At 71.7% G+C, this 20,279-nt stretch carries 16 protein-coding genes and 1 tRNA gene; 10 read left to right on the forward strand and 7 right to left on the reverse strand.

What is annotated here, in order from left to right:
• Positions 1–5 precede the first annotated feature (5 nt).
• Positions 6–710 carry an NUDIX domain-containing protein gene (locus ABC795_RS05510; RefSeq protein WP_347059914.1) on the forward strand — a complete coding sequence of 235 codons (705 nt, stop codon included), beginning with the start codon at positions 6–8 and terminating at the stop codon, positions 708–710.
• A gap of 610 nt (positions 711–1,320) precedes the next feature.
• On the opposite strand, the gene ABC795_RS05515 is transcribed toward ABC795_RS05510, so the two are convergent.
• The 3 genes from ABC795_RS05515 to ABC795_RS05525 all read right to left on the reverse strand — a co-directional run bounded on the left by ABC795_RS05515 (position 1,321) and on the right by ABC795_RS05525 (position 3,045).
• Positions 1,321–2,010: a LuxR family transcriptional regulator gene (locus ABC795_RS05515; protein ID WP_347059915.1), complete on the reverse strand. Its 690-nt coding sequence runs from the start codon at positions 2,008–2,010 to the stop codon at positions 1,321–1,323.
• Entirely contained in the window at positions 2,003–2,638 is a 636-nt protein-coding gene (locus tag ABC795_RS05520; protein WP_347059916.1) for a hypothetical protein, read from the reverse strand. Before ABC795_RS05520 ends, ABC795_RS05515 begins: the two co-directional genes overlap by 8 nt.
• A gap of 197 nt (positions 2,639–2,835) precedes the next feature.
• Complete coding sequence (locus ABC795_RS05525) at positions 2,836–3,045, reverse strand: helix-turn-helix domain-containing protein (protein WP_347059917.1); 210 nt, start codon at positions 3,043–3,045, stop codon at positions 2,836–2,838.
• A gap of 1,061 nt (positions 3,046–4,106) precedes the next feature.
• Between ABC795_RS05525 and ABC795_RS05530 the strand changes: the two genes are divergently transcribed.
• The 4 genes from ABC795_RS05530 (at position 4,107) to ABC795_RS05545 (ending at position 7,940) form a co-directional block, all read left to right on the forward strand.
• Positions 4,107–5,228 (forward strand): ArdC-like ssDNA-binding domain-containing protein, encoded by a 1,122-nt coding sequence (locus ABC795_RS05530; RefSeq protein WP_347059918.1) that lies wholly within the window; start codon positions 4,107–4,109, stop codon positions 5,226–5,228.
• A 16-nt stretch (positions 5,229–5,244) separates the two neighbouring features.
• Entirely contained in the window at positions 5,245–6,924 is a 1,680-nt protein-coding gene (locus ABC795_RS05535) for a ParB N-terminal domain-containing protein (RefSeq protein WP_347059919.1), read from the forward strand.
• 270 nt (positions 6,925–7,194) lie between these two features.
• Complete coding sequence (locus ABC795_RS05540) at positions 7,195–7,392, forward strand: hypothetical protein (protein WP_347059921.1); 198 nt, start codon at positions 7,195–7,197, stop codon at positions 7,390–7,392.
• 389 nt (positions 7,393–7,781) lie between these two features.
• Complete coding sequence (locus tag ABC795_RS05545; protein ID WP_347059923.1) at positions 7,782–7,940, forward strand: hypothetical protein; 159 nt, start codon at positions 7,782–7,784, stop codon at positions 7,938–7,940.
• 255 nt (positions 7,941–8,195) lie between these two features.
• On the opposite strand, the gene ABC795_RS05550 is transcribed toward ABC795_RS05545, so the two are convergent.
• Positions 8,196–9,383 (reverse strand): hypothetical protein, encoded by a 1,188-nt coding sequence (locus tag ABC795_RS05550; RefSeq protein WP_347059924.1) that lies wholly within the window; start codon positions 9,381–9,383, stop codon positions 8,196–8,198.
• Between the two features lie 570 nt (positions 9,384–9,953).
• Here ABC795_RS05550 and ABC795_RS05555 point away from each other — a divergent pair.
• The 3 genes from ABC795_RS05555 (at position 9,954) to ABC795_RS05565 (ending at position 15,355) form a co-directional block, all read left to right on the forward strand.
• The gene (locus ABC795_RS05555) at positions 9,954–10,832 is read left to right on the forward strand and encodes an ABC transporter permease (protein WP_347059925.1); all 879 of its coding nucleotides are present in this window, start codon (positions 9,954–9,956) and stop codon (positions 10,830–10,832) included.
• A 434-nt stretch (positions 10,833–11,266) separates the two neighbouring features.
• Complete coding sequence (gene mobF / locus ABC795_RS05560; protein WP_347059927.1) at positions 11,267–14,926, forward strand: MobF family relaxase; 3,660 nt, start codon at positions 11,267–11,269, stop codon at positions 14,924–14,926.
• A gap of 219 nt (positions 14,927–15,145) precedes the next feature.
• Positions 15,146–15,355, forward strand: coding sequence for a helix-turn-helix domain-containing protein (locus ABC795_RS05565; RefSeq protein ID WP_347059929.1), 210 nt, complete (start codon positions 15,146–15,148; stop codon positions 15,353–15,355).
• Between the two features lie 440 nt (positions 15,356–15,795).
• Here the strand turns inward: ABC795_RS05565 and ABC795_RS05570 are convergent, their stop codons facing one another.
• Positions 15,796–16,695 (reverse strand): tyrosine-type recombinase/integrase, encoded by a 900-nt coding sequence (locus ABC795_RS05570; RefSeq protein ID WP_347059930.1) that lies wholly within the window; start codon positions 16,693–16,695, stop codon positions 15,796–15,798.
• Between the two features lie 85 nt (positions 16,696–16,780).
• A tRNA-Arg gene (locus tag ABC795_RS05575) sits at positions 16,781–16,853 on the reverse strand.
• Between the two features lie 187 nt (positions 16,854–17,040).
• On the opposite strand from ABC795_RS05575, the gene ABC795_RS05580 reads away from it, so the two are divergent.
• A complete protein-coding gene (locus tag ABC795_RS05580) occupies positions 17,041–17,568 on the forward strand; it encodes a single-stranded DNA-binding protein (protein WP_347059932.1) in 528 nt (175 codons plus the stop codon).
• Positions 17,569–17,628: 60 nt separating this feature from the next.
• Here ABC795_RS05580 and ABC795_RS05585 read toward each other — a convergent pair whose 3' ends face one another.
• Positions 17,629–18,276: a cation transporter gene (locus ABC795_RS05585; protein ID WP_347059934.1), complete on the reverse strand. Its 648-nt coding sequence runs from the start codon at positions 18,274–18,276 to the stop codon at positions 17,629–17,631.
• Between the two features lie 265 nt (positions 18,277–18,541).
• On the opposite strand from ABC795_RS05585, the gene ettA reads away from it, so the two are divergent.
• A complete protein-coding gene (ettA, locus tag ABC795_RS05590) occupies positions 18,542–20,212 on the forward strand; it encodes an energy-dependent translational throttle protein EttA (protein ID WP_347059936.1) in 1,671 nt (556 codons plus the stop codon).
• Positions 20,213–20,279 lie beyond the last annotated feature (67 nt).

The raw sequence follows: 20,279 nt of genomic DNA on the forward strand, positions 1-20,279 counted from the left end.
GGTCCGTGACATCCGTGTGGTCCTCGCCGGAGCGGCCGGCCTACCCGCACCAGGCGCTGGCCGTGGTGCTGCAGGTCCGCGGGGGCCGGCTGCACGGGATGCTCTGGCAGCGGGCCAAGGATCCGTTCGCGCGGGCCTGGGCGCTGCCCGGCGGGCCGCTGCTGCCGGAGGAGACCCTCGGCGCCTCGGTCGGCCGGCAGCTCGCGTCGAAGGTGGAGGTCGCCCAGTTGGCGCACCTCGAGCAGCTGGAGACGCGCAGCGACCCCCACCGCGACCCGCGCAGCCGCACGGTGGCCACCGCCTACCTCGGGCTGATCCCCGCCGACCTGGACCCCGTGCTGCCCGACGACACGGCGTGGCACCCGGTGGACGCGCTGCCCCGGACCGCCTTCGACCACGGCTCGATCGTGGAGTCGGCTCTGGAGCGGCTGCGGGCCAAGCTGTCGTACACCAACATCGCCTTCGCCCTGGCGCCGCCGGCGTTCTCCATCGCCGAGCTGCGCGAGATCTACGTGGCCGCCCTCGGCTACGAGGTCACGGCGACGAACCTGCAGCGCGTGCTCCTGCGTCGCGGCGTCCTGGAGGCGACGGGGGAGACGGCGGCCTCCGGGCGGGCAGGTGGCCGGCCGGCGGCGCTCTACCGGTTCGTGACACCGCGCATGGAGGTCACCGACCCGTTCGCCGTCCTCCGGCCACCGGGCGGGCGCTGACGGCGCGCCTCGGCCGCGGCGGCAGCCTCGGGGCGGTCAGCGTGCACCCGTGGAGGCCGTGGTGCTCGGCCCCCCCCGCCACCGGTGGTCGACGACGCTGATCGCACGGGGTCGAGCCGCCGGGCAGGCGCCGTGCGAGCGCGCCCGGCAGGGATCGAACCTGCGACCAAGTGCTTAGAAGCTGTAGGGGCCCCAGCGCTGTGCGGCAAGGCATCTTTGCAGGTCGTTGACCGGCAGCTTTCAGCGTGCCGGGCACAATTATCCGGCCACTGGATCCGGACAACCGAGGTTTCCTCGCGGCCCAGAATGACCACGCTGAAGGCGGCGGGTCAAGAGGCGCTCTCGGAGGCCAAGCCAGCCACGCTCCTACCCCCGGTGGGGGTCCCTCCCCGGGTGCTCCACGACGAAGGTGGTCCCGTCGGGGCACTGGGCCTGGAGGAACCAGCCTTGGGCGCCGCCGCAGCTATAGTCGGTGCGGGCCGGTGGGCTGGCTGGCCCTGGACGGCGACCTCCTCAACCGATCCCCGCGGTCCCGTCGGCCAGGTCCCGAAGCTGCTCGGCCGAACGGCGCGGTTCCCTGGCGCCTCGCCGCTCGGGGCGGTCGCGCGGGTCAGTAGAGGTAGCGGTCGATGCCGGAGCCGTGCGCCCAGATGTGGTTCATGCGGTCGGCGGTGCGGGCGTGGGCGGCTTCCTCGGCGTCAGTGAGCACGCAGTCGGTGCCGAGCGGGGTGGTCCGCAGCCGGGTGATGAGCAGTCGGGTGTCGTCGGTGGGGGCGAGGTCGAGCAGGCCGGCCAGCCGTGCAAGGAGCGAGACCAGCTCGGTGCGGTCTGTCCGGCGGTAGCCGCTGCCGAGCTGCTCGGCGAAGGTGCTGACCAGGTCGGCGATCTCGGGGTTCAGCGCCGAATTCCCGAGTGCCGCGGCGGTTGCAGAGAGGACGTTGATGTCGGCGGTGGGGAGGGTGAGCGCGGTGAGCGGCGCGTGCTCGTGGCGGCCCTCCGGGGCGAGCAGCCGGCCGCGCCAGGGTTCTCGGGACTGGGTGGGCGCGAGTGCGCTGAGCAGGCGCTGCACGGCGGCGAGGGCGACCCGGCCGGCGAACGGCGGCGGCAGCCGCAGCGGCTCCGTGCCGGCGCTCGGGTCCTGCCGGTCGTCGTCCTCCCACGTGCCCAGACACAGCAGGATCTCCTCCAGGGCGCGCAGCGGCGCCAGCGGCTCGCCGTCGAGGTCGACGACGAGCACGGTGCGCTGCCCTGGCGGGGTTTCCTCGCTCGGTCCGGGGTGACCGGTCGGCTGCTCAGTCACGGACGGACCACCGCTCGGTGGCCGACCGGCCGGTCATGCCGGTGACCCGGCCGATGTCGGCCCACGAGGCTCCGGCGGCGAGTGCGGCGCGCACCGCCTCGTCCAGCGCCCGGGCTGCGGCGGCCTGCCGGGCGGCGGTCGCCTCGACGTCCTCGAGGGCTTGCCATCCGGCGATGTGCCGGAGCCAGTCCTGCCGCACCCGGTTCTCGTCGGCGGCTTCCAGATCGGCCCACGGGCCGGTGACGGCCAGCCGCTGCGCCGCAGGGTCGGCCAGCTCCGGTGGTACGCGGGTCCAGGGGGTGCCGCGCCAGCCGCAGGTGCAGCCGGCGACCCAGCCGACGACCGCGGCATCGGGGAGCCAGTCCTCGGCCTGCTCGGTCACCTCCAGGCCAACCTCGCCGCTGGTGGGGGGGTGCACGATCCCGTCGCCGCGTAGAAGCGTGCCGTCGGACCAGATGCCCTCGGCGGTGGAGCCGTCGCGGTAGGTCAGCCGTACCCGGTCGCCGTCGCACGGTTCGTCGCCGGGCCGGCGGGCGATCAGTACCCCGCGGGCGCTGCTGGAGCCGGCGCCTTGCGCGCCGTCGGCGAACAAGGGCACCACCCAGCCTTCGTGCTCCTGGTCGTCCACGACCGGTCCTATCCATCCCATCGCTCCTCCTCTCGGTGATGTGAGCGTCGCCGTTCCGGCGCCTGCAGTGGCCTGTCCTGTTCGGTTCTGTGGACGGCCGTCGTTGTCCACAGCCGGGGGGCCACCAGGCCGCACCGTGCGCCCGCAGTCCGATGCGGCCCCGTGTCCGGTCCAGCCGCTCTCCGCCAGGCGCGGGGCTATCGGCGCGGGGCCTGGTCGGCTTGTGCGTCGATCCAGCAGCGCAAATCGGCGCGGCGGTAGAGGACGCGCCGGCCGAGTCGGAAGCTGTTCGGGCCGGTGCCGAGGTGTCGCCAGTAGCGGAGGGTGGCGACTGGGGCGCGGAGCACGTCCGCGGCCTCGGTGATGGTGAGCAGTTCGGGCTCGTGGTCGTCGGTGGGGTCGGGCATGGCTGGCTCCCGGAGGCGGTCGGTGGTGGGCGGTGGTCTCACCACAGAAGGCGCCATTTCGGGCCCGGTGGTGACACCTCACAGCCAGCCTTGACCGGATGTCTCCGGTTGTTCTCCTGTAGCGGCCGTTCCTGGCACGTCACCTGCCAGCGATGGAGCCCCTGCATCTGCCGGCGCCGGGGGGCCGCCGGGACAGCCGGTGGACGGCCCCCGGTCCTGCGGCTGGGTTATGTCCCGTCCCGATCAGGGGGTCTCCCGGGACCACCTCCAGTTTCGGCCGGTGCCCGGTTGTCCGCCGCGGCGCTGTCCCTGGCCGAGCTGCTCCGCCCCGCGCTTGTGAGGCACGTTCTCCGGTAGGCCGACGACAGTCGGGGGACCCGTGTTCGCACAGGGACTGGAGGACCACTGGAGGTTCGCGGCTGACCTGGGGTTCCTCCAGTTGTCCTCCTGTTGTCCTCCAGTCAGCCGGTGCAGGCGCGGGCATCGGGGGGCTCGGGTGCAATTGGTCCCGGTGGACGACGGCTCCTGTCCACGACATCCGGACCGACGCCCTCGGGCGGGCGCTGGCCTGGCCACGGTCGACACATGGCGCACGACACCGCACCTCGAGCATGGCGAGACGGCGGAGCCCGTGATCGGTCCGCCAGCGGCTGGTGCCGCGTGTCGGGTGACCAGGGGTCCCTGACCGGTGAGCGCGTCAAATGCAACGTCGCGCCGCGGTCGCTGGGGGAGGGCAGGAGCGCCCTTCGGGCCACGCTGCGCGTGGCGCCGGCTGCGCCGTCGTCAAGGTCCGCCTGCGGCGGGCTGTGCTTGCTGGTCCCCCGACCCGTCCGGCAGCTCAGCGTAGGGGCCTCTCGCGCCGTCTCCTCCCGACCGGACCAAGATCCTTCCGCCCTTCGGGCGCTGCGCTGCGGAAGCAGTCTTGGTCCGGTCGTCCCCCGCCGTCGCTCCCGGCCCCTGAGCAGAGCTCTGTGCCGGACGGGCCGGGGGAATGGGTGGCAGGACACCTACTCCGTAGTCCCTCCCGTACCGGTGTCGGCTCCAGTTCCGGGAGGGTCCAGATGACCAGCACCAGCAGCACAACCAGCAGCGCGGCAAGCGGCACGAGCAGCAGTCGCACCGGCAGGGGAAGCCGGAGTCGGCGACCGCAGCTGAGTCCGGCGCAGCGGGAGGCAGCCGACGCCGCGCGGGCGGCGAAGATCGCCGCCCTGCACGACCAGATCGGCGAGCGCGTCGAGCAGCTGGCCGCCGATCCGCAGTGGCGGGCGATGCTCGATGCCGCCGCCAAGTTCCACACCTACAGCCTGGGCAACCAGCTGCTAATCGAGCTGCAGGCCGCGCGGCTCGGCTTCAGCCCCACCCGCGTGGCCGGGTTCACCACCTGGAAGGCTCTGGGCCGCAGCGTGGTCAAGGGATCCACCGGACTCGCCGTCCTGGCCCCCTGCACCTACACGCCCAAGGACACCCGAGCCGACACCGGGACCGGGCAGGACACCCGTGGGGCCGCCGCCACGACGGCGGCGGGGACGGCGGGGGAGCCGGCCGGTGGGGACGCCGACCTGTCGGCCCGGGGGCGGGTGCTGCGCGGGTTCCGGGTCGCGCACGTCTTCGACGTCTCCCAGACCGAGGGCGACCCGCTGCCCGACATCGCGCCCGAGCTGCTGACCGGTGACGCCCCCGCCGCCCTGTGGGTAGCGCTGGCCGCGCAGGTCGCCGCGCACGGCTACACGCTGAGCCGCGAGGACTGCGGGCAGGCCAACGGCCTCACTGACCCGGCCACCCGCACCGTCCGGGTCCGCCCGGACGTCGCCGACGCGCAGGCGGTCAAGACCCTCGCCCACGAACTGGCGCATATCGAGTGCGGGCACACCGCCGATGGCTATGACTACCGGGGCTGCCGCGGGCGGGCGGAGGCCGAGGCCGAGTCGGTCGCCTACATCGTCACCGCCTGGGCCGGGCTGGACGCCGGCGCCTACACCGTCCCCTACGTCGCCGCCTGGGCGGCCGGGGACGTCGACGTCGTCCGCGCCGCCGCGGCCACGGTGACCGCTGCCGCCCGCCGCATCCTCGACCACCTCGATGGCGCCGAGGGCGCCGAGGACACGCCGGGGGATGGGGAAACCGCCCCGCCTGACGGACCGGTCGCGCAGCCCGGGGGCGCCCGCGTCCTCGCCACTGCCTGACCGGGGAGAGCGCGACATGCCCGCCACCAGCACCCCCGCCGACAGCACCCCCACCGAGAGCACCGCCACCCCGCAGAGCATCGAAGGAGAACCAGCCATGACCACCGCCACGACAGTTGCCGCTCTGACCACCGGCCGGGAGGACACGCCCGACGAGCCGTCCGCGACCGAAAACGCCCGACGTGCCGGGATCGAGCAGCGCGAGACCGAGCACGTCGACCTGGCCGGCGCCGGCAGCGCAGGCGGCGGGACAGCCGACGACGGCGGGCAGGCACACCGGCTGGTGTGGCTGGACCCCCGGGAGCTGGCCGTGCACCCCCGCAACATCCGCGACGACCTCGGCGACCTGTCCGGGCTGGCCGACTCCATCGCCGCCCAGGGCGTGCTGGAGGCCCTCACCGTGATCCCGCACGCCGCCGCCGACGGGACGCCGGGCCATCAGCTTGTGGCTGGGCACCGCCGGGCTGCCGCCGCGGTCCTCGCCGGCCTCACCACGGTGCCGTGCGTGCTGCGCCCCGACCTTGCCCTCGACCGTGACGCCACCGACGGCGACCGGGCCGCCCAGGCCGGGCACGTGGGCGCGATGATGGCCGAGAACCTGCACCGCCGGGGCCTGTCCGCGGTGGAGGAAGCCCGCGGCGTGCAGGCAATGCTCGACCTCGGCGTGCCGCTGACCAGGGTCGCCAAGTCCACCGGGTTGGGCCGGCTGGACGGCGACACCGCCGCCGCGGTCGCCGCTGCCGGACTGACCCTGGACCAGGCCGCCGCCGTCGCCGTCTACGCCGGCGACCCCGACACCACCGCCGCCCTGATCGCGTCAGCGGGGGAGGGACCCGGGCAGTTCGCCCACGCACTGACCCGCGCCAAGCAGGCGAAGCAGGAAGCGGAGCAGGCAGCCGCCCTACTGGCCGAGCTGACCGCCGCCGGGCGCACCGTCCTGGACGAGGACACCGGCCGCGCCGCCACCCGGGTGGCCAACCTCGAGCACGACGGCTCGCCGCTGACCGCCGACGGCCACGCCGGCTGCCCCGGCTCCGCGGTCTACGTCTGCACCACCGGCTGGCAGGGACCGCAGCCGGTCGAGGTGTGCACCGACCCGGCCGGCAACGGCCACCGCGCCCGCTGGACGGCCACCGCCCTGCCCACCAACGCAGCAGCCGAGGAACCCAGCGAGGCCGAACGGGAGGCCGCCTCGGCCGAGCGGCGGACCACCATCGAGAACAACAAGGCGATGGCGGCGGCGGACGAGACCCGCCGGGAGTGGATCAAGGGCCTGCTGCAGCGCAAGACCCCACCCAAGGGCCCGCTGCGGTTCGCCGTCGAAACCATGGCCGCCGACCCCCGGGCACTGTCCCGGTGGCTGTCCGGGCGACCCAACCGGGCCCAGGACTCCGCCGCCGCCGACCTCGGCATCGACGCCCCCGGCCAGTGGTGGGCCACCCCGGACAAGCCCGCGCTCACGCTGACCAGCGGCGAACACGTGCCCGACGCCCGGCTCCCCGTGGCGCTGCTGGCCCACATCGCCGGCGCCATCGAGTCCGGCCTGCACCGCCAGTCCTGGCGCAACCCCGGCGCCGGTGACGCCCGCTGGCTGCGGTTCCTGGCCTCCTGCGGCTACACACTCGCCGACATCGAACAACAGATCATCGACGCCGCCGACCAACCCACCGCCGACCCCGCACCCGGCGCCAGCTGACCGTCGTCCGGCTGCCCCCGCACGCCCCGCGGGGGCGGCCACGCCGAGGCGGGGGCCGGTTTCATGTGGCCAGCCGGCGGCGGGGGGCGCGCGAGGCCCCGCCGCTGGCGCGTCGAGACCAACCGTCAGCAAGCTGCCGGCGGGCCTGCCGGCCCGACGCGCTCACCCACCCCGCGACCGCTGCCCGACACCCGCGCCGACGGCCGCGCCTGTCAGACCCCATCGGCACACTCACCCCCGACCCCCGCTGGCCGGGAGAGGGAGAACCCAGTGATCTTCGAACTCAGAGCCGCCGACCTCGACCCGGTCGGCGTGGAGAACGCCCTGCTGCGCGCCGCCCTCGGCGACTACTCCGACGAGGCCGCGATCCTCCTGCTGATCACCTCCGGCCACTGGCTGCCGCAGCTGCAGCACGCCGGGCTGATCACCATCGAAGGGGTTTCAGGCTGTCGCGGCGTACAACGATGACCTGCCCCCTGGATGGGCTTACATCACCATGTTCGTCACCGGCGGCGCTCGGGCAGAGGCACCGGAAAGGCACTCATGATCGCGACCACGAGGAACTGCAATCAATCGCCGGCTGCTGATGCTGCGTGCTGTCGTTCGCGTTAGTCCGCAGGCACGGGAGGAGCTGTACCAACCTCTATTGGCACACCCGTCTCCCGGGATAGGCGCGTTTCTAGCTCCTCGACCGTGCCGTCCAATTCGTCGGCAGCAACTTCCACGCGAATGCTGGAACCGTCGGCGCGCGGGATCGCCGCCCGCACCGCGGACTCGGTAGCAAGCAGCCGGCGTGCCGTTTCGCGGAGGATCTTCGGCGAGTACGTCGTGCTAACCACTTCGATGACCACTCCAGGGTGATCCTGGACTACCTCGTCAAGGACGCCAGCTGGCGCCTCGCCATGCCAGTAGAGCCTCAGCTTCTCGGTATCCTTGAGGAGCTCGATCGCGGAGAACTGGCGTCGATCGCCGAGTGCGTTCGTTATGGCGTGGGCCGCACTCGACAAGTCATCTGAGGTAGCCGTCCCTGGCTCACCAAATGCGGCTACTTTGATTTCTTCAGACGGAGTAGCCGGAGGTTGGGCAGAATTCTGTTGGGTGGCGCAGGCTGCTGATGACATCACTCCTGCGAGGATGAGCGCTACGGTGAATCGCGCTGTGCGTGTCCGCATGTGTTGACAGTACTCCCTTGGAGACGGGGGGAGGGGTGAGCCCGGCTACTCTGGGCCAGCTCACCCCTCCCTGTCTTGGATCCCTGTCTTGGGAACAGCCTACTGTTCGATAACGCTCCAACCGAGTTGGTTGGTGATGGAGATGACGGACGTGGCGTAGACGGTGGGGCTGCACTTCCGTCCATTCTCGGCCGTGCTGCCCGGAACTCCAAGGCATTCAGCAGGGGAGTTCATGGGGATCGCCGAGATAATTCCCACGGCGTATCGCTTGTAACTTCCCGAGTAGGTATCGTAGGTCACCTCGTAGCCGGGCCCGCCACTGTCGCCGTTGCCCGCCGCCGGGGTGCCGCTTTTTTGCTGAGTCATGAATCCTGTGATGTTGGACAGCTTGCCGTTGTCGAGCTTGTAGAGCACACCCGTTTCGGTCACGACATTTCCGCAGACGAGTCCCGAGTAAGATCCGCTGTAGCAGAGCTCTTGGTTCTTGTAGGCGTTACGGCCGCCGTTGATCTTCGTGTAGTTTGTTGTGTCATAGGCCCCGATCCACATGTACGGCTGGGAGAAGCCGCTATCGATGATGGCGCCGTCATGATCCCAATCGAATGCAACGGTCTTGCCCCAGAGGTACGTGTTGGCGCCCGAGACGACCCAGTCATTACCCAATTCGCTCGTCCCGCAGTGAGCTGCAAACATCATGCCTTGCTTGGCGGGGTCTAATTGGCTCCTGACTGCGAAGCCGGAGGTGCATCCGGATGCGCGACCGTCACCGAGTGGATGATAGATGCGGGCTCCGCCAAGGTGGTAGCTGTAGTCGTACTGGCGAGTGCTTGCAGCCACAGGGGCTTGCGTGTCGACGGTAGTCGGGAAGCCCGTCGCGGCCTGTAGTGCAGCTTGGCTCGGGCGATTCGCGAGCGGGACCGTCGGATCAAGTGACACAGCCAAGCCGGAGCCGTCGTACCGTGCGTGCGCGGATTCGACATTGGGATTCGACGCGAGCAGCCGACGAGCAGCTTCTCGCAGCAGTCCCGGCTTGAACCGGGTCTCACGGAATTCCGTGGAGACATCCGGCTTGGTGCTGATCATGCCGAGCACCGCGGCTGATGGCTTGCCGTGCCAGTAGACGATGACCTTGTCTCGCTGCAACGTGACTTCTACTGCGGCGAACTGGGGATCGTCGACGAACCTGCCTGAGAGTTCGCTGGCGAGCGCTCCCATGTTCTCCGGGACGGGTGGCAAGGTCAGTGCGGACTTGTCGATGGCACTACCTTGCGGGTCGACTCTCTCCATCTCCGCCGTTCCAGGCGCGGGGAGCGGCAGAGGTGAGGCGAGTGCTGGTCCTCCCAGGGATATCGCGAGTCCGAGGCTTGTCAGCGACGCAAGGAGGAGTCGTGTACCTGGCCGGCGCGAGCGCGTCCGGCGATGGTAGGGGGCGCAGGTAGATGAACGGTGACTCATCACTCTCCTCTGGGCTGGACGCCTTTGCGTGGCGTGATGGCACCCTTACAGTCCGTATCGACGAGCGCAAGACCCTTGGCGCCGAGACCGGAGTCGGGGTGCGGCGCTGAGACGAGGCCGCGTGCGGCCGCCGAGCTCCACGTGCAACGGACGTGACATGCGACCGTCGTCGCCGCGGAAGAAGGCCAAGACCGGTCCCGCTGGGGACGCGTCGCTAGATGACCGATTCCATGGGTTTGTCGTCTGATGCGATCAGTGATCCTGGGGTTGTGCGCCGATGTGATGGTTGCCAAATGACGGCGGTCGGCGCCAGGACGCGTTGCAGGACGCGGACCCACACACCGGTCGGGGGCCGTCGGGATGTGCCCGCCGGGATGTTCGAGGTCGAGCTGGCCTTCGAGGGTGTCGTTGATCGACTCGATCACCAGCCGCAGCGGCTTGAACAGGCGCGCTCCGGGCGGAGGAGTCTCCCCGGCGCGGGCCCGGCCGCAGCAGCGTGATGCCATGGTCGCCCAGCGTGGTCTCGAACAGCGCCGAGACCGTCCGCCGTGGACCGTGCTGGGCGACCTCGGCGCGGCTGCAACCCTCACCAGCGGCCGCCTGCCCGGACCCGGCGAAGCCATCGTCGCCGAATCGGCCGCTGGACTGCTGGGCCTCGACGGACCCGCCGGCTACGTCGCCTGGGGCGCACAGGAGGCCGCGGTGGTCGGCACATTCACCGCACGCGAGCCATTCGGTCAGCTGGACAACGGCGTGCTCATCGGCTCCCCCGCAGGGGCACTGGCACCGGCCTCGACCATGTACGTCGTCATCGGGAACCCCGATGACGTCGGCACCACTCAGGCACAGGTCCTCCAATTGGTCGACGCCCCCTCACCCACGGACCTGCAGGTCCAGCCCCCCGCGGAGCTGGCGGAACTGCAGAGCCAGGTCAGAGAGGACGTCGGAGCATTCGGGCGATCGCTGCTACTGCTCGTACTGGCCGCCGGAGCCGCGCTGACCGGGATCGTCGTCCTCTCCGACGTTCTCCTCCGGCGCACCGACCTCGGCCGACGACGCGCCCTGGGAGCCACCCGCTCGACGCTCATCGCGCTGGTCACCCTGCGCACCACCATCGCCAGCACTGCTGGTTCCATCCTTGGCGCGGTGCTTGGAGTGTTGCTCGCCATCTGGACCGGGAGCCTCGCGCTTTGGTCATTGGTTGTAGGGGCCTTAGTGCTGGCCGTACTGACCGCCACCCACAGCAGCTCTCGCCCCGGCCGCCGTAGCCGCCATGCGTGACCCGGTGCGCGTCCTCCGTACGCCGTAGCCCCTTGGACACCGGGCTAGCCCGTCGGCTCGCTCTTGCGCAACGCCATTTGCGTGAGGACCGACCTCTCGGTCTGATGACGCGTTCGCTATCGCTTCGCTTTACCTCTTCAGACATGAAGCGCTTGCCCCATCTCTAAGGTCGCAGTTTGACGGGTTAGGCCGACCAAGTCCCCGAGACCATCAATGGGCTGCCACAAAGAACCCATGAGCCGACCGCCGCGCTGACCCTGTTCTCGCAACATCCAACGCTTACCGATAGCACCCAACCCCCTCACCAAATAACGTGAATAACGGCACGCATGCTACCTTCGGAGGTAGGTCGGGCCCCGCTTCGCGGGGCCCATCGGCGTTTCTAGGGGTGACTTGTTGGTCATTGTCGGGTGGCGTTGAGAATGCATGGCGGGATGAAGGTCTACGCCGGTGCGCCGGCGGCTGCCCGGCAGTATGTGGAGGCCGACCGGGGCCGGGCGGATGACTACTACCTGACCGAGGGCGCCGGTGTGGCCCGCCGGTTCGGCGTCGCCGAGGGGCGGGTGACCGAGCTGGCGCCGCTGACCGGTGACGCCTACGAGACGTGGGTGGCCGGCCGTGAACCGGGCACCGGGGAGCCGCGGGGTCAGCTGCGTGGCGACGGGCATGCGGTGCGGTTCGTCGAGGTGGTGGTCAACGGCCCGAAGACGTGGTCGCTGGCGGCCGCGCTGCATCCGGACATCGCGACGGCGTATGACGCGGCGCAGGCCCGGGCGGCCGAGCAGATCATCGGTTGGCTCGGGCGGCACGCCACCACCCGGGTTGGTCCGCGCGGCGGGCAGGTGCAGGTGCCGGTCGAGGTGGCCGAGGCGGTGACGGTGGCGCACTACACGTCGCGGGCCGGGGATCCGCACCGCCATCTGCACCTGCAGATCAACGCCCGGGTGTTCGCGGCCGGGAAATGGCGCGGCCTGCACACCGTCGGCGTCCGCGATTCCCTCGCCGCGATCAACGGTATTGGGCACGCCGCGGTTGCCTGCGACCCGCAATTCCGCGCCGCGCTCGCCGCGCACGGGTATGCATTGGATGCCGGTGGGGAGATTCGGCAGCTTGTGGATTTCGTGGGCGCCTTCAGTGCGCGAACGGCGCAGATCGCCCGGAACATCGACACCTACGAACGGGAATGGGCCGCGGCGCATCCCGGCGAATCCCCCGGCCCGGCGTTGCGCCGCTCCTGGGACGCGAGAGCGTGGGCAGCGGGCCGCCCGGACAAGGTGCTGCCCCAGCCGGGGGAGGACCTCACCGCACGGTGGCGGGACGAGCTGGCCGCGCTGGGCTACCGCGATCGGAATGCTCCTGTCGGCCTGACCCCCACCCCGGTCGGCGGCCTGGACCGGGAGCAGGTGGCCGACCGGGTGTTGGACCGGCTGGGCGCCGCCCGCTCGGCGTGGAACGCCGCCGACGTGCGCGGGGAGGTAGAGCAGCTGCTCGCCGCCGCCGGCATCGTCACCGATCCGGCGGTGCGCATCGAGCTCGCCGAAGACGTCACCGCCCGTGCGATGGGCCGGTGTGTGCCCCTGCTGGACCGCCACAGCCCTGCCGAGGGGGTGCCCGAGCACATTCGGGCCTGGACCTCAGGACCGGTGCTCGCCGTCGAGGCGGATCTGTCCGCGCACCTCGCCTCCCGCGCCACCGATCGCCCGGCCGGCGTCCCTGGCCCCGGCCTGACACAGCCGGTCGACCTCGCAGCCGGTGGCACGCGGCTGGATGCCGGGCAGGCCGCGGCGGTCGCCGCGCTCGCCGGCCCGCGGCGACTGGTGGTGATCGAGGGCGCGGCCGGCGCCGGCAAGACCACTACCCTGGCCGCCACCAGGACCCAGCTCGCCGAGCAGGGTCGCCGGCTGGTGGTGGTGACCCCGACGTTGAAGGCGGCCAAGGTCGTCGCCGCGGAGGTCGGTGCGGTCGCCGGGTCGGCGGCCCGGCTGGCCTTCGAGTACGGCTGGCGCTGGAACGGCGACGGCGCGTGGACCCGCCTCGCCCTCGGCCACCCCGACCCGGTCACCGGCCGTACCTATGCCGGACCGGCCGACGGGGCGCGGCTGCGGGCCGGTGACCTGCTCGTCGTGGACGAGGCGGGCATGCTGGACCAGGACACCGCCAGGGCCCTCCTGACGATCGCGGACGAGTGCGGGGTGCGCGTCGCCCTGCTCGGTGACCGGCATCAGCTGCCGGCGGTCGGTCGCGGTGGCGTCCTGGACCTCGCCGCGGCCCAGGTCGACCCGGCCGAGCACCTGACACTGGTCGGGGTGCACCGCTTCATCCGCACCGACGCCACCGGCCGCACGACACCGGATACCGACTACGCCGAGCTGACCCTGGCGATGCGCGCCGGTGAGAACCCCGGGATGGTGTTCGACGCGCTGTTTGCCCGCGGGCAGATCCGGCTGCACCCCGACGCGCAGGCGCTGCGGGAGGCGCTCGCCGCCGGCGCGGCCATCTCCAACGCCGTTGACGAGCCGGTGGCGCTGGTGGTCGACACACGTGAGCAGGCCGCCGCCCTCAATGCCGTCATCCGGGACCGACTGGTCACCGAGGGCCGAGTCGACGACCGGCGCGTGGTCGTCACCGGGGCCGGGGAGCGGATCGGCATCGGCGACCGGATCGCCACCCGCCGCAACGACCGCGACCTGCAGGTCGCCAACCGCGACGTGTGGACGGTCACCGGCGTCGACCGGAACGGCGGGCTGCGCGTCACCCCCGACGGCACACCACATGTCACCCCCGCCGGGGGCGAGGAGGCCTCCGTCATCCCCACCGTCACCCCGGCCGGGACAGGGTCGCGGGTGCTGCCCGTCGACTACGTCACCGCGCACGTCGAGCTCGCCTATGCGACCACCGCGCACGGCGCCCAGGGGGACACCGTCACCGCCGCGCACCTGGCGATCGGGGAGCACACCGGCGCGGCGTCGGCCTACGTCGGGATGACCCGCGGTCGCCAGACCAACACCGCCCACCTGGTGGCCGCGGACGTCGAGTCGGCGCGGGAGCAGTGGCTCACGGTCTTCGTCCGAGACCGCGCCGACCTCGGTCCCGCCCACGCCGCCCGGGCCGCGGCCGCCGAGGCCGCGCGCTACGCCCGGTCGCGGCCGCTGGCCGAGGCCCTCGCTGAGCTGCACGCCGCGTGGACCGACCAGCAGCGCTGCCTGGACCTGCTCGCCCGCCAACAGTGGCAGCACCGGATCCTCGCCCAGGCCGTCGCACGGCAGGCCGACGACACCCGACGGCTCACCGCCCTGGAGACGAACTGCCGGCAGGCCGCGGTCGACGCCGCCGCTGCCCGCCAGGCCGCCGAGACCAGCCGCGCCCTAATCACCGCTGACACCGCCAGCATCCGGCAGGCGCTGCTGGACCGCTGGGACGCCGAGCGGGAGGCAGCCCGGCAGGCCGCCCGGGTGGTCCTCGGCGGCCCGGGTCGGCTCGGGCTCCGTCGGTCCGCTGTGGCGCGCGCCGACGAACAGCTCACCGGCTGGTACACCACGTGGGCACCGCACCTGCCGGGCCTCCCCGCCGACAACGCCCGGCTGACCCGGGCCGCCGCCGGCCCCGACGACCGTCCCGCGATGCGGGCGGCGCTGGACGCCTCCGCCCGCCGCACCGCCGAAGCCGCCCACCCCGAGAACCGCGAGCTGACCGCGGCCGCCGACACCGCACTGCGGGCCCACCAGGCCGCAGAGCGAGAGCTGGCCCGGGCCCGCCGCGACCACGACGCCGACTACGGCTCACCGGGCAAGCGCGACTACGCGCGGCAGTTGGCCGACGCCGAGCGTGCTCTCGCCGCCGCCCGCCAGCAGGTCACCGATGTCCGGGCGCGCATCGCCACCCTGCAAGCCGACCCGGCGATCCTCGCCCAGCCGCCCGAGCTTCTCAGGCAGGAGAGCAACACCTGGCGCGCCCGCCGCGACGCCGCCCAACGGGCAACCCGGACCACCCCTCGACCGACGGTCGCGTCCGACCAGGCCGTCCGTCGCCCGTACCCGGAGGACCTTCGCGACCTCACCTCACACCGCGCGCCCGACCGGGGCATCGGGCGCTGAACGGCTTTCTCCCTGCGCACCGCCTCACCCTCAGGGCATCCAAGGGGCTCTCTCGCCGGGTTGGCCGAGGAGCCCGACGGGCCCCGTGCCGTGCCGGAGGAAAACAGAAGGAAAACCGGAGGTTCTCCACAGACTCTTCCACGGCGTGTCAGCAAACGGTCCGAAACGGCGCCTTCTGTCGATGTACGGCCAGGCACACCGACCCGCTCTGGAGCCGCCATGCCCGACCAGCCCGCCGAAAACCAGCCCGCGCTGCTCACCATCACCGAAGCCGCCGAACTGCTCCGCGCCCCCGTCGCCACCCTCCGCTACTGGAGGCATCACAACACCGGCCCCCGCAGCTTCCGCCTCGGCCGCCGCGTCCTCTACCGCCGACACGACCTGCGTGCCTGGATCGACGCGAGAGCAGGGCAGACCCGTGGGCGCTGAAGAGTCCCGTTCACAGGAACAGCGCGGAGGTCACGTGGGAGACCTCGGTGCGGCTGGCCGGAGAGAACGGGACGTGCAGGCCGCGTCCTCCCCGGCCCGGCGGGCGCTGCGGGCCCGCATGGCAGCCCACCACCTGCACGCCGGGATTCCGGACGCCGCGGCGCACACAGCTCCTGCCCGCGCTGCCTTCCTGGCTCGGTTCGAGCGCGAGGTGGACCCGGACGGGACTCTGGATCCCGCAGAGCGGGCGCGTCGGGCCGAGCACGCGCGCAAGGCCTACTTCCTCCGGCTGGCTCTGGCCTCGGCCCATTCGCGCGGGAGCCGCCGGGCCGGCGGCGGACGAGCGCCCCACTGATCGCGAAGTGCGGGGGAGTGCCCTTTCGTCAGCCGAGCACCTCGAAAGGGGGTCCCAGCGACCGAGCGCACCGCGGGATCGTCGCTCAGAGACGATCGCCGAGGCCGAGACGTCGGTGGGACTCTCGAGCGCGCTCGTCGGCCATCGAGGCCCCGTACCGGCGCAACATCTGCGGGGACTTCCAGCCCATCAGCCGCATCAGATCGGTCTCGCTGCCGTTGGCCACGAGCCACTCATGGGCTGCGGTGTGCCGGAATTGGTGTGCATGCAGCCCGGGAATGCCCACGGCGAGGCCGCGCCGACGCAGCATCCGCCCGACCCCGTCGGAGGACAACGCCCCGCGGTTCTTCTCCGCCAGCCACAGCTCGGGACGGTCGGCCTGCCGCTCCTTGGCGCGGGCCCGTAGATAGCGGCCAAGCGCGAGCCCCGTCTGCTGCCCGAAGGGCAGGGCCCGCGGACGTCGCCCTTTGCCGATCACATGGGCGACGTCGTCGGTGAAGTCGAGGTCAGCCACGGCCAGCCCGGCCACCTCTGAGAGCCGTCCGCCGGTGTCCAGCAGCAGCCGGATAATGGCCGCGTCGCGGCGGTCGACGAACGAGGCGCTCTTGGCCGAGGCCAGCAGCGCGCGCAGCTGCGACTCGGTGAGCACGGGTACCGGCTTCTCCGGAACGATCGGCGGCCGCATCCGCTCCATCGGCGAGCGGTCGATCTCCTCCTCGTCCAGCAGCCACCGCATCAGCTGCTGCAGGGCGCGGTAGACGACGTTGGCCGTCGACGCGGACCGGGTGTCGATCAGGTGGGCCATGTAGGCCTCGATGTGCCGCCGGGTCAGCTGCTGCGGGCCGGGCAGCTCGCCGTCCTGCTCGAGGAACTGCACCAGCCCTTGGGCCGCGCGGCGATAGATCGTCTGGGTGTTCACCGCCCGGTTGGTGCCCTTGAGGTGGCGCACGAAGTCGCGGATCAGCGACTCCCAGGTCTCCCGCATGCGCCGAAGTTATCCGGACGCTGAGCGCTGTGCCAGACCTGCGGGACAGGATTCTCCATTGAACTAGCTGGTCAGAGGCGAGCTGCGCGCCCGGCAGGGATCGAACCTGCGACCAAGTGCTTAGAAGGCACCTGCTCTATCCGCTGAGCTACGGGCGCTCGTGCCGCCGATCATCGCATCGCCCGGCAATGGGTGGTGCGGGTGCGGGACGCGTCGTCCACAGGGTCCGTCCGCGTCCACAGTTGGCTCCACGGCCTCCTGCCGGCGAAGGACGGCGGTCAGGGTCGACGGCACACCGGCACCGCGCCGGTCGCGCCCACCCGGCGCCGCCTCCGGAGGAGCACCGTGAACGACACCATCGTCACCGTCGTCGGCAACGTCGTCGACGCACCCCGTCGCAGCAACACGCAGAACGGGGCGGTGACCAACTTCCGCCTCGCCTCCACCGCTCGCCGCTACGACGCCGGCACCGAGCAGTACGTCGACTCCGGCACCTTCTGGATCGACGTCGAGTGCTGGAACGGCCTCAGCGGCAACGTGGCCGGATCCGTCAGCAAGGGGGACCCGGTGATCGTCCACGGCGCCCTGACGACGCACACCTGGGAGTCGGACAGCGGCCCCCGCAGCAAGCCGCGCATCAAGGCCTTCGCCGTGGGCCCCAACCTGGCGCGCGGATCGGCGGTCTTCAGGCGCGCCCAGCCACCCCGCATCGCCGGGTCGGCCGGAACCGGACCCGCCTCGGCAGAGGGTCAGGTCGACGAGCAGTTCCCCGGGCCCGGCTTCGACCGGTCCACGGGCGAGCTGTACGAGACCGCGACCAGCGTCGTCGACCAGGAGTCCGAGGAGGCCGAGGGCGCGCTCGTCGGCCGCTAGGACCGGCGGGCGAGGGGGCGGGCCGGCACGCCGCCGGCCCGCCCCGTCGCTCCGGGTCGGTCAGTGGCCGCAGCCGTCCTCGAGCTCGCCCTCCCAGGCCTCGCGGCCCTCCATGACGGCGAAGACGGCGATGACGAACCCGGCGACCGGATCCAGCCAGGTCCAGCCGACCAGGGAGTAGAGGCCCAGCCCGACCAGGGTGGAGACGCTGAGGAGCACGCAGATCCGGGTCTCGGCCGCGTCGGCCAGGATCAGCGGGTCGCCGCCGAGCTGCTCGCCGACCCGGCGCTTGGCCCGGGCCAGGAGCGGCATGACGACGACGGAGGTGGCCAGCAGGACCAGCGCGACGGTGGAGGTGTCGGGCGTCTCGCCGCTCACGAGGCTCCGGATGCCCTCGACCGTCACGTAGCCGGCCAGCACGAAGAAGGTGAGCGCGACCGCCCGGAGCGCGCGCCGCTCCTTGGCCTCGTCGGCGTGGCCGTGGCGCAGGCGGGCGGCCAGGCGCAGGCCGACGAGGACGGCGGACGCCGATTCGATGCCGGAGTCGACGCCGAAGCCCACCATCGACACCAAACCGGCGAGCAGTCCCACGGTCACGGCGACGGCGCCCTCGACGACGTTGTAGGCGACCGTGAACCAGGCGAGCCGGAGACCTCGGCGGGTCAGCCGCTCCGTCTCGGCCGCCGTCAGGGTGTCGGCGGCGTTCACGAGCGGAGGCCGGTCTCGAAGAGCTTCGGCGTCGTCACGAGGCGATGCTAGGGCTGGACCAGAGATCCAGCGGTCCGTGGGCGTGCGGACCGGGAATCGGGGATGCCGAGCCAGGCGTTGCACCAATCGATTCATGGCAGGACGGGCCCGAACGGCCGGCCGCGGAACGTCTGCGCCCCCCGCAGAGCGGACGTCCGCCGTTCCCGCCCCCGGTAGGCTCGCCAGGCGGGATTACCCGCGAGACGACGGAAGGCTCCGAAGCCCAGTGGCTCAGTACATCTACACGATGGTCCGTGCGCGCAAGGCGCACGGCGACAAGGTGATCCTCGACGACGTCACCCTGTCGTTCCTGCCCGGCGCCAAGATCGGCGTCGTCGGACCCAACGGTGCCGGCAAGTCCACCGTGCTCCAGATCATGGCCGGCATGCAGCAGCCCTCCAACGGCGACGCGACGCTCGCCCCCGACGCCTCGGTCGGGATCCTGCTGCAGGAACCGCCGCTCAACGAGAACCTGGACGTCCGCGGCAACGTGGAGGAGGCGGTGAAGCCCCTCCGGGACGCGCTCACCCGCTTCGAGGAGGTCAGCGCGGCGATGGGCGAGCCCGACGCCGACTTCGACGCGCTGATGGCCGAGCAGGGCGATCTCATGGAGGTCATCGAGAACGCCGACGGCTGGGAGCTCGACGCCCGTATCGAGCAGGCGATGGACGCGCTCCGCTGCCCGCCGGGCGACGCCGACGTCACCGTGCTCTCCGGTGGTGAGCGCCGCCGGGTCGCGCTGTGCAAGTTGCTGCTCGAGGCGCCCGACCTGCTGCTCCTCGACGAGCCCACCAACCACCTGGACGCCGAGAGCGTGGCGTGGCTGGAGCAGCACCTCGAGAAGTACGCCGGCACCGTCGTCGCCGTCACCCACGACCGGTACTTCCTGGACAATGTGGCGCAGTGGATCCTCGAGCTCGACCGCGGTCGTGCCTACCCCTACGAGGGCAACTACTCCACCTACCTGGAGACGAAGGCCGCCCGACTGCAGGTCGAGGGCGCCAAGGACGCCAAGCGCGCCAAGCGGCTGAAGGACGAGCTCGAGTGGGTGCGCTCCGGCGCCAAGGCCCGCCAGGCCAAGAGCAAGGCCCGTCTGGCCCGGTACGAGGAGATGGCCGCGGAGGCGGACAAGTTCCGCAAGCTGGACTTCGAGGAGATCCAGATCCCGCCGGGCCCACGACTGGGCAGCGTCGTCGTCGAGACGAACAAGCTGACCAAGGGGTTCGGCGACCGGGTGCTGATCGACGACCTGTCGTTCACGCTTCCGCGCAACGGCATCGTCGGCGTCGTCGGCCCGAACGGCGTCGGCAAGACCACGCTGTTCAAGATGCTGGTCGGTGAGGAGAAGCCCGACGACGGCGAGATCAAGGTCGGCGAGACGGTCAAGCTCTCCTACGTCGAGCAGAACCGCAGCGGCATCGACCCGAAGAAGACGCTGTGGGAGGTCGTGTCCGACGGCCTGGACCACATCAAGGTCGGCAACGTCGAGATGCCCTCGCGCGCCTACATCGCCGCCTTCGGGTTCAAGGGCCCGGACCAGCAGAAGCCGGCCGGCGTGCTCTCCGGTGGTGAGCGCAACCGCCTCAACCTGGCCTTGACCCTCAAGCAGGGCGGCAACCTGCTGCTGCTCGACGAGCCGACGAACGACCTGGACACCGAGACGCTGACCAGCCTCGAGAGCGCCCTGCTGGAGTTCCCCGGTTGCGCCGTCGTCGTCAGCCACGACCGGTGGTTCCTCGACCGGGTTGCGACGCACATCCTGGCGTACGAGGGCGACTCGAGGTGGTTCTGGTTCGAGGGCAACTTCGCCGACTACGAGAAGAACAAGGTCGAGCGGCTCGGTGCGGATGCGGGCCGTCCGCACCGCGCGACCTACCGGAAGCTCAGCCGCGACTGACGCAGGACCTCGGTAGTCACGACCGACGGCCGGCCGGAGCACCCGCTCTGCGCCGGCCGTCGGCGTC

The sequence above is a fragment of the Blastococcus sp. HT6-30 genome (genome assembly GCF_039729015.1).
In the GTDB taxonomy this organism is placed as follows: Bacteria; Actinomycetota; Actinomycetes; order Mycobacteriales; family Geodermatophilaceae; genus Blastococcus.